The organism is Mordavella massiliensis (assembly GCF_016902415.1).
GTDB classification, from domain to species: Bacteria; Bacillota; Clostridia; order Lachnospirales; family Lachnospiraceae; genus Merdimonas; species Merdimonas faecigallinarum.
Genome location: NZ_JACJLV010000021.1, coordinates 33,448 through 42,971 on the forward strand (window position 1 = coordinate 33,448; position 9,524 = coordinate 42,971).

Consider the following 9,524-nt stretch of genomic DNA (forward strand, 5'->3'; position numbering starts at 1 on the left):
TCAATTCTCCCTTCCTGCTGAAAGGATAACGGAAATATAAGAATAGCGTTACTATGTCGATGAACTTTTTTCATATGGAAATTATTCTTCAGAAGGCTGTTTATCCAGCCAGTCGTCAAAACTTTTCTTGGAGATCCGGTACTTTCCGCCGTCCAACTGGATCCAGCGAAATTCATTTCTTTTCAGAAGGCTGTAAACTGTCGGTCGGCTGACTCCAAGAATTTCCTGTAATTCTGCTACTGTGTAACACCTTTTCTCTGCCATCATGCATACCTCTTTCCATTCATTAATACGAAGGGCCATGATATTAGCCTCTTCATATATAGAAAGGAAATCGGGGAATTTTACAGCGTCTGTGATTAGCTTTTTTTGATTATTTTTGACAGTCCAAATAAAAAATAATTTGAAATTTTTCATGATCCACACTGTAAAACAAGCCCTTTTCGTTTCTATTAATGAGAGGGTTTGAATTTTCAAAGAGCAAGATCCACCCCGTAATACAAAAGCAGATTTTCTGACTTTTGCATTCTCCGTGGTCGGGCTCTTGATGGGGATTCCGTTTCCCCATACCCTCGGCAATTCCCATACATTTCTTTATCCAGCAGTGATCAAAAATGTATCGGAATTATATTGGCTTCCAACAGAATGTTGGGCGCAGCACTGAAATCTATCCGGAAGGGACAGCCGGCATTTCAGTGAATGGCACCGCTGTTGGCGGCTCCATTTATCACGCAGTGGAAGGAGGAGTATGAAAAAGATCAAAAAGAATAATGAACAGCTACGCACACACATCATCTGCCTCCGGTTGACGGATATAGAACTATCTGTATTAGATGACCGGGCTGAAAAATGCAGGATGACAAGATCAGACTTCATCCGGAACGTGATCTTAAACAGGAAACTGACTCCGAAATACCAGATTGTAATTGACAGCGAGGAGGTCAAATCACTTCTCGCACAATATGGGAAAATCGGATCCAACCTGAACCAGATCGCCAGGCATTTTAACAGTGGTGGGGAACGCTCTCTTGCCATGCAGGAGGAGATAGAACGTGCAATTGCAGAACTTTATGCGCTGCGGAAAGAAGTGCTTCGATTGGCAGGTGATTATATTGGCAGTTATCAAACACATAAAAAGTCATAACGCCAATTATTCTGACACAATGGAGTATCTGCTGTTTCAGCATGATGAGAAAACCGGCAAGATGCTTCAAAATGAACTGGGACAGAAAATTCTCCGGGATGAATTCTATCTGGACGGGCTCAACTGTAATCCTGATACATTTGATATTGAATGCAGAATGACAAATGAAGCATTTAAGAAAAACCGCAGGCGAAACGAATTAAAAAGTCACCATTACATCATCAGTTTCGATCCAGCGGACGTATCGGAATGTGGGCTTACTGGGAAAAGGGCACAGGAGCTTTGCCTGGAATTTGCAAAAAAGAATTTCCCAGGCTATCAGGCGGTGGTGGTTACCCACACAGACGGCGGAAACCATTCCGGCAACATCCATACCCATATCGTGATCAACAGTGTCCGCAAAAATGCCGTGGCACGCCAGAACTATATGGATAAGCCAAATGAAGAAAAGGCCGGCTATAAGCATCGGTCCACAAACCGATTTCTGGAACATCTGAAAAAGGAAGTCATGGCCATGTGTGAGCGGGAAGGACTACATCAGGTTGATCTTCTTTCTCCTGCTCCGGAAAAAGTGACAGAAGCAGAGTTTCGTGCAATAACCAGAGGACAGAAAAAACTGGAACAGATTAATCAGGAAATTGTACAGAAAGGTCTCAAACCAACGGCCACAACATTCCAGACAAAGAAGGATTTTCTCCGGAAGGCGATTGATGAATGCTCTGGATCAGCCAGAAATTTTAAAGAGTTTCAATCTCTTCTTCTGGAAAATTACAATATATCCGTGATTTTGCAAAGAGGAAGATATAGATATCTGCATCCGGATCGTGATCTCAGGATCACTGAAAAAGCACTGGGAACAGACTATGGCATGGAACACCTGGAAAAGAGATTTCTCCAAAACGATAATGGGATCCAGCCAGAACACAGAACAACTACACATCATTCTGTCCATGGCGATTACCACAAAGATCCAACTGCTATCTTCTACTATCGGACACATCTACGTCTTGTGGTTGATTTGCAGACAAATGTTAAAGCTATGCAGAGTGAAGCTTATGCCCGTAAAGTTAAGATCACCAATCTGCAGCAAATGGCGAATACCCTGATCTATATTCAGGAACATGGTTATGACACCAGAGAAAACCTGTCCAGGATCATATCGGAGGCAAGTGCAAAACTGAATGAGGCACAAGAAAGTTTAGATGAACTCTCTGCAGAATTGAAGACATTAAATTCGCAGATTCACTACACAGGACAGTACTTTTCATCTAAAGGAACATATACAGAATTCATACGATCCAGAAGCAAAAAGAAATTCCGCAGTGAGCATGCTTCTGAACTGCAGGCATATGAACAGGCCAGGGACTGGCTGAAAAGCTTCTATACTGACGGGAAAATGCTTTCAATGAAATCATTAAAATCCCGCAAACAGAACCTGCAGGATAAAATCAGTTCCCAGAAACAGGCATTACAAGAACTAAGAAGCCGCTGCACAGAACTGGAGACTGTTTCCTATAACGTAGATGCCATTCTTGACAGAACGGCAATGGAGACAGAAAAAGTTCCCATTCAATCAGCAGCACATCACAACTCACAGAAAGAAAGGAAAGAAGAATCATTATGACACAATCAGAATTTAGACTGATCTTTGCAGATCAGGTCAATAAATGCGAAGAAACATTACGGATGAAGAAAAAAGAATATACCGGCGACCGCGAAGACAGACTCAGCGCTTTCCGGATCGCCGCTTCTCTTCAGGACTGCACGCCCCAGCGGGCTCTTGTCGGGATGATGGCAAAACATATCGTATCTTTATATGATATGTGTTATGCCAAGAATACTTCCTTCACAAAAGAATTATGGGATGAGAAGATCACCGACAGCCTGAACTATCTCTTCCTGCTGGCAGCGATCATCAAAGAGGAGGGTACTTATGAACAGAATTGAAACAAAAATCCTGAACTGCTCCGCCGTTAGCGAAGCTGAAAAGACGATGGTATTTGCAGCCAGGCTGACACAGCGCGGGCATCTGATCCACAACATGGAAGATCTGATCCGACTGTACAATCAGTCCTTTACTAATGATACCGTAAAAAATATGGGACAACTCCCGCATCCTGCCATACAGAAATTTGCCGTGATTACAGTAGCTGTAGTAGGCGCCAGCCGGAGATTTCTTTCCCAGATCACCCGGCACCAGAATGAGGTAAAATTCATGAGCGCATCCCTCCAGTACAGCAACTATTCCGGGGAAGCAGATTTCGCAATACCCTATGAGATCCTCACCGCACCGGCGGCTATCAAAGAATTATATGAAAAAAGCTGCCAGACCGATATGGATAATTATGAGCGCCTCTGCAAAACCGGCATCAGCCACGACTCGGCAGGATATCTGACACCACAGGGGTTAAGAAATGTTCTGCTTATCAGTGCGACCCCTTACCAGTGGAAACATATGATCGGGCAGCGTTCCTGCAGACGCAACACGGATGAAATGAGAATCGTGATCCTGAATATTTGGAAGGATCTGTATGATTTAAGCCCGGTACTTTTTCTTCCGGAACTGACAGGTCCATTCTGCCAACGTGGAAAATGCCTGGAAGGAAAAATGAGTTGCAGAAATCCTCTTGAACGATCCCTTACTCCGGCTGATATTATCTTACGGGATTATCCGCTTCTCATGGGAGGTGAACTCTCATGAAAATACGACTGATTGATTTTGGAGTCTCCAAAGAACATTGTCCCTTCCGACCTCATGAAAATGATGCCGGAGCGGATGTATATGTTCCCTTTGACTGTACTCTGAACCCCGGTGATATCATAAAAATACCACTGGGATTTGGACTGGAAATCCCTGACGGATACGCAGGATATGTGTTTCCCAGGAGCAGCCTGGCCGTCAAAGGTCTGGTATGCGAACTGCCGCCCATCGATTCCGGATATCGTGGTGAAATCCATGCCATTGTCAGCAATGTAAGCAATATCCGGCAGACAATCAAGAAGGATACCCGAATTGGCCAGCTGGTCATCACTCCTGTGATTATTGCCGATTTTGTACTGGATCTTGGCACTGAACGTGGCACCGGAGCCTTTGGCAGTACTGGAAAATAAACTTTTACAATCAGAGACGCCGTATATATCGGCATCTTAATACCAACCAATACACAACACACAGAGAGGAGAATTATTATTATGATCACTTTTGGAGAAAAAATTAAGCACTTAAGAAACAAAAATCATCTTACACAGAAGCAGCTTGGTCTTGCACTCGGCTTTTCCGAGAACTCCGCTGATATCCGTATCGCTCAATACGAATCCGGGGAAAGGAAGCCAAGGGAAGATATTTTGCGAAAAATGGCTAAAATGGGAGTATCCCAAAGTTTGTGTAAACCTTCAAACTGATGTAAGATAGACTTACCAGTTTGGAGGTTTATTTTATGGCAAGGAAAAAGGATACCCCACAAAAAGCAGCTCTTCGAGAAATGATGGGCAACTACATGAAAGAAAACAATGTTAAAGTCAAAGATGGGACAGATGTTAACTCCATCATGCGGGATATGATGTCCATCATTCTGGAAGGTGCTCTGGACCAGGAGATTGACGAGGAATTAGGCTATTCTAAGTATGATTATCGTAACAAGGAAACGGATAATTCCAGAAATGGACATTCTCAGAAAACAATGCATACCAGCTATGGAGACATGGAAATCGACATCCCCAGGGACAGGAAAGGCGAGTTTGAACCGCAGATTGTCAAGAAATACCAGAATACTGTCACTCAGGACATGGAGGAAAAGATCATCTCTATGTATGCCAAAGGAATGACCACGAATGATATTGAAAGCCATATGCGTGAACTATACGACATCGAAATCTCTGACAGCACCATCAGCCGGATCACTGATAAGATTCTTCCCATTGTGAAAGAATGGCAGGAAAGGCCATTGGAAGAGATTTATGCCGTGGTTTTCATGGACGCCATCCATTACCATGTGCGCAATGAAGGCCGGATTGTAAAACGTGCGGTTTATATCGCCATTGGGATTGACATGGAAGGACATAAAGACGTGCTTGGCATGTATGTGGGCCAAAACGAAAGCGCGAAATTCTGGCTTTCCATTTTGAACGGGCTAAGGAACCGCGGGGTAGAAGATATCCTGATTGCATGTGTGGATGGGCTGACAGGATTTCCTCAGGCAATCGAGGCGGTATTTCCTCAGACAGAAATCCAGCAATGCATCATTCATCAGATCCGGAATACAACGAAGTTCGTTTCCTATAAGGAGATCAAGCCCCTGATGGCTGATCTAAAACGTGTATATGCGGCTCCAACAGAAGAAATCGCATTAGCAGAGCTGGACAGTTTTGATGACAAATGGAGCGGAAAATACCCGAAAATAGCGAAATCCTGGAAAGATAACTGGGCGAATCTTTCGACTTATTTTAAGTACCCGGAAGCGGTACGCCGTCTGATCTATACTACCAATGCAATTGAGGGATTTAACCGCCAGCTCCGGAAAGTCACAAAATCCAAGACAGTGTTCCCTTCCGATGAGAGTCTTTTAAAAATGCTGTATCTGGCCATGATGGATATCACGAAAAAATGGACAGGCCACCGACAAGATTGGGGACAGATCCATTCGCAGCTGGAGATTTTCTTTGAAGAAAGGCTATCCGGATTATAAGCAGTTTCCCGTCTAGGAGGGCTGGGTTAGCCAGCCCTGCTTGACATGTCTGGGAACTGCATTATAATACAAGAAAGGGCAGAACCTCAAAAAATTGGCTCTGCCTAAAGTAACTAATGACATATCTTATATCAGTTTTTTCAGTTTACACAAAACTTGAAACGGTCTCGTTCCTGTACTTCCTAAGGATGATTTGACTAAACTCATTATTAAACAAGCGATAGACCAACTCAACTCTGCATCAAGCACTGTCGAAGAGTTACGCACGCTTATGGATCATACAGCAGCAAAACTACCTGAATATCCAATCGTTATGGCTATGAAAGGTGTCGGTCCTTCTTTGGGTCCTCAACTAATAGCCGAGATAGGTGATGTTTCTAGATTCACTCATAAAGGTGCCCTTACTGCATTTGCGGGTGTGGATCCTGGTGTAAATGAATCTGGATCTTATGCTCAGAAAAGTGTACCAACTTCTAAAAGAGGCTCTGCTGATTTGCGAAAAACTCTCTTTCAGGTAATGGATGTTCTTATCAAAACAAAACCGACAGACGATGCTGTATATTTATTCCTTGATAAAAAACGAGCACAAGGAAAACCTTATTATGTCTATATGACAGCTGGTGCGAACAAATTTCTTCGTATCTACTATGGGCGTGTAAAAGAATATCTTGCCTCACTCCCTGAATCAAACTAATTAAATTTATCACCTATTTTTTGACCAGCACTATTGTGGTGGTCTTATTGTGATGCCAATTTTTCAACCTGTATAAATTTTTCAATGTTCTTTTAATTTAGCCTTGACTTTTTATTTGCAGGCTTCTTTAAGCTGTTTAATACGTGCTATCTTATCATTCATATTCTAATACCTTCACCGGATATGCTATCACTTAACCGTTATATTTCGGTTCTGGCTCTTGCAATTTATCTAAAATATAAAACCATCTTTCGCATTATATAAGAACCGGTATTTCCCTTTCGTGTTTTCATTAGGTGGCATTATAGCATCTGACAAGACAGATGTCAAATCAAGTGCCAAAACAAATAAATTCAACATATTTTGGGTAATTAAAAATCGGAAATGTTCAAAAACTTTTTAGGTCTTTGGAACATCTCCGATACTATACTCATATATACACATTATACGAATAAGATATAATATATAATATATGTCACGTGGTATAATGTTTTATTATAGATATTTTCATACATATGTATTAGTTCATATTAGCTTCTCCAGAAGTAATCAACTGTTCTGTTTCTTCTCCCTTTAACACTGACAGCATTCCCTTGGCTGTAGATATTGATAACTCTTTTCTTGTCTCTACAGTTCCGGTTCCTAAATGAGGAGTAAACACTGTTTTTTCTGTTTTTTCAAGCAATCCGCTACTAATGTATTGCGGACATTCTTTAGCTAGTTTATCCTCAAAAGCAAACACATCAGAAGCATATCCTGAAATTTTATTTGCATCAAGCGCTTCCTCTATAGCTTTTTCATCAACAATCGAACCTCTGGCAACATTAACAACAAAGGCACCTTGTTTCATATAACTTATGTTATCCCTGTTGACTAAATGGTAACTGTTTTTATTCAAATTTGCGGTTATCATAATAAAATCGCATTTAGAAAACATTTCTTCAAGTTTTTCACATTTATGTGCCCCCCATGATACTGATTCAACAGTAGGGTCATAATAGTATGTCGTCATGGAAAAACCTTTCGCTCTCTTTGCTATTGCTTTGCCAATTTCTCCATAACCAATAATTCCTAAATTAGAATGATTAAAACTCCTTCCCAAATTTTTTTTAGGCTGCCACCCTCTAGTCGTCCCCTTCCTTACTTCACTGTCTCCAATTAAAATGTTTCTTGCATTTGCAAGTGCAAGTCCCATTGCCATGTCTGCAGTATCTTCGGTCAGAGAATTTTTATTAATTGTTACTGCAATTCCCCTCTTTGCACACTCCTCCACATCAATATTATCAAAGCCCTTTCCAAAACTGCTAATCACTTTAAGGTTATTACATGCCTGAATAACTTCCTTGTCTATTGTATCTGTCATAAAAATGACAACTCCGTCTTTATTCTTTGCTCGTTGTATTAACTCAGTCTTACTAAGTGGCTTTTCTGAGTTACAAAAATCCAAATCGCAGTATTCTTCTAATATATCTCTTCCTTCCTTCGGCATCCATCCCGTAATTAATATTTGTGGTCTGTTATCCATTTAAAACTATTCTCCTTTATAATATTCTATGCGTCTATAAGATGCTTTCTTATAACATTTCCAAAGAAATCCACAAGCTGTACCAGAGCAAATACAACAATTAAAATAGCGCATATCTTTTTATATTGTATCAATCTGAGTGCTGCTATAATCTGAAATCCGACTCCTCCAGCTCCTATAAGCCCAACTACTGTTGAAGCTCTGAAATTGTATTCCCATCGATATAAGGAATAATCAATACTGTGGGAAAAAATCTGCGGTATTACACTAAATATAATTACATGAAATTTTGATCCACCACATGCAGAAATAGCCTCATTCAATCCTGCATCCGTTTTTTCTATTGCCTCCGCATAAAATTTTCCAAGCATTCCTATAGAATGAAATCCCAAAGCAAGAATTCCCGGCAAAATCCCAAAGCCTGCTGCTGCAACAAATATTACACCCATAATAAGTTCCGGAATTGAACGCAGTGCGCTGAAAAATGCTTTTACAATCGTTCCAATTATTGAATGTGGTGTAATATTATGTGCAGCTAAAAAGCTTAATGGAAAAGCTATAATAACTGCAAGAATTGTTGCAACTACACTCATTACAAGTGTCTCGACAATAGGCGTTCCCAATTCTTGTATGGAGGAAAAATCTGGTGGGATCATTTCGCCTATCATTCCAACAAAATTCATAAGTATATTTCCAGTGGTCAGATTTTCCCAACTCACTATTGGTGTATAAATCAGAGAAAAAATTATGATAATTGCACCAATTAAGGCACAGATAGATAATGTTTTATCTTGTTTTTTCTTTTTCTCTTGTTTCATTTACATATCCTCCAAATCTACATCTAGAAGTTCAACCATATTACGAATAATGTCATAATCAGAATCTTCTATTTTTGCAAATCCTTCTGCCTTTAAACTCTCAAGAATTTCCTCGTCATCAAGATTATAAAATGCATTTTTAATTTTTTCCTGAAGATCTTGATCTAAATCTGTACATATTGCCCATGGGTAGTTTGGATAGTCATCAGATTCATCAATGACCTGTACCTTATTTTCATCAATCATTCCTTCTTCAATCAGCTTCTCATAAATTGGTTTACTAAGACCTCCTGCCTGTGCATTTCCATTTTGCACTGCAATTGCTACCGCATCATGCGCTCCTAAGAATTGTTCTTCATAATCTTCACCAGCCTTTAATCCCGCTTTTGTAAGCAATAATTCTTTTGGAATAAGATGACTTGAGGTAGATGCAACATCTCCATATGCCATTGTTTTGCCCTCAATATCACTTAACTGTTTCACTCCTGCTGCAACATTTCCAATAACAACTCCTCTATAAGTTGGTTTTCCATTTTCCAATTTAGCTGCAAAAGGCTCTACATTCTCCATCTTTTGTTTCAAAAGAACATAGGAAAGTGGGCCAAAATACCCTATATCAATATGTCCTTTTCTCATTCCTTCAATCATAGAAGAATAA

The 9,524-nt window shown here is 40.5% G+C and carries 12 protein-coding genes; 8 read left to right on the forward strand and 4 right to left on the reverse strand.

Annotated features, from left to right (window positions below):
* Positions 1–81: 81 nt before the first annotated feature.
* Complete coding sequence (locus H6A13_RS07660) at positions 82–303, reverse strand: helix-turn-helix domain-containing protein (RefSeq protein WP_338043035.1); 222 nt, start codon at positions 301–303, stop codon at positions 82–84.
* A 445-nt stretch (positions 304–748) separates the two neighbouring features.
* On the opposite strand from H6A13_RS07660, the gene H6A13_RS07665 reads away from it, so the two are divergent.
* The 8 genes from H6A13_RS07665 to H6A13_RS07700 all read left to right on the forward strand — a co-directional run bounded on the left by H6A13_RS07665 (position 749) and on the right by H6A13_RS07700 (position 6,523).
* Complete coding sequence (locus H6A13_RS07665) at positions 749–1,144, forward strand: plasmid mobilization protein (RefSeq protein ID WP_204909022.1); 396 nt, start codon at positions 749–751, stop codon at positions 1,142–1,144.
* Positions 1,113–2,768 carry a relaxase/mobilization nuclease domain-containing protein gene (locus H6A13_RS07670; RefSeq protein WP_243424758.1) on the forward strand — a complete coding sequence of 552 codons (1,656 nt, stop codon included), beginning with the start codon at positions 1,113–1,115 and terminating at the stop codon, positions 2,766–2,768. Before H6A13_RS07665 ends, H6A13_RS07670 begins: the two co-directional genes overlap by 32 nt.
* Positions 2,765–3,091 (forward strand): hypothetical protein, encoded by a 327-nt coding sequence (locus H6A13_RS07675; protein ID WP_138303697.1) that lies wholly within the window; start codon positions 2,765–2,767, stop codon positions 3,089–3,091. The genes H6A13_RS07670 and H6A13_RS07675 overlap by 4 nt, the downstream gene beginning before the upstream one ends.
* Positions 3,078–3,845, forward strand: coding sequence for an FAD-dependent thymidylate synthase (locus H6A13_RS07680; protein ID WP_204909023.1), 768 nt, complete (start codon positions 3,078–3,080; stop codon positions 3,843–3,845). Before H6A13_RS07675 ends, H6A13_RS07680 begins: the two co-directional genes overlap by 14 nt.
* Positions 3,842–4,255, forward strand: coding sequence for a dUTP diphosphatase (locus H6A13_RS07685; protein WP_204909024.1), 414 nt, complete (start codon positions 3,842–3,844; stop codon positions 4,253–4,255). The genes H6A13_RS07680 and H6A13_RS07685 overlap by 4 nt, the downstream gene beginning before the upstream one ends.
* A gap of 81 nt (positions 4,256–4,336) precedes the next feature.
* Complete coding sequence (locus tag H6A13_RS07690; RefSeq protein WP_204909025.1) at positions 4,337–4,546, forward strand: helix-turn-helix domain-containing protein; 210 nt, start codon at positions 4,337–4,339, stop codon at positions 4,544–4,546.
* A gap of 35 nt (positions 4,547–4,581) precedes the next feature.
* Entirely contained in the window at positions 4,582–5,829 is a 1,248-nt protein-coding gene (locus H6A13_RS07695) for an IS256 family transposase (RefSeq protein ID WP_204909026.1), read from the forward strand.
* A 271-nt stretch (positions 5,830–6,100) separates the two neighbouring features.
* Positions 6,101–6,523 carry a transposase gene (locus tag H6A13_RS07700; RefSeq protein ID WP_476703426.1) on the forward strand — a complete coding sequence of 141 codons (423 nt, stop codon included), beginning with the start codon at positions 6,101–6,103 and terminating at the stop codon, positions 6,521–6,523.
* 520 nt (positions 6,524–7,043) lie between these two features.
* Here H6A13_RS07700 and H6A13_RS07705 read toward each other — a convergent pair.
* The 3 genes from H6A13_RS07705 to phnD all read right to left on the reverse strand — a co-directional run.
* Entirely contained in the window at positions 7,044–8,048 is a 1,005-nt protein-coding gene (locus H6A13_RS07705; protein WP_204909027.1) for an NAD(P)-dependent oxidoreductase, read from the reverse strand.
* 26 nt (positions 8,049–8,074) lie between these two features.
* Complete coding sequence (gene phnE / locus H6A13_RS07710; RefSeq protein ID WP_204909028.1) at positions 8,075–8,866, reverse strand: phosphonate ABC transporter, permease protein PhnE; 792 nt, start codon at positions 8,864–8,866, stop codon at positions 8,075–8,077.
* Positions 8,867–9,524 (reverse strand): phosphate/phosphite/phosphonate ABC transporter substrate-binding protein (gene phnD / locus H6A13_RS07715; protein WP_204909029.1); only part of this gene is annotated, 658 nt, incomplete at its 5' end.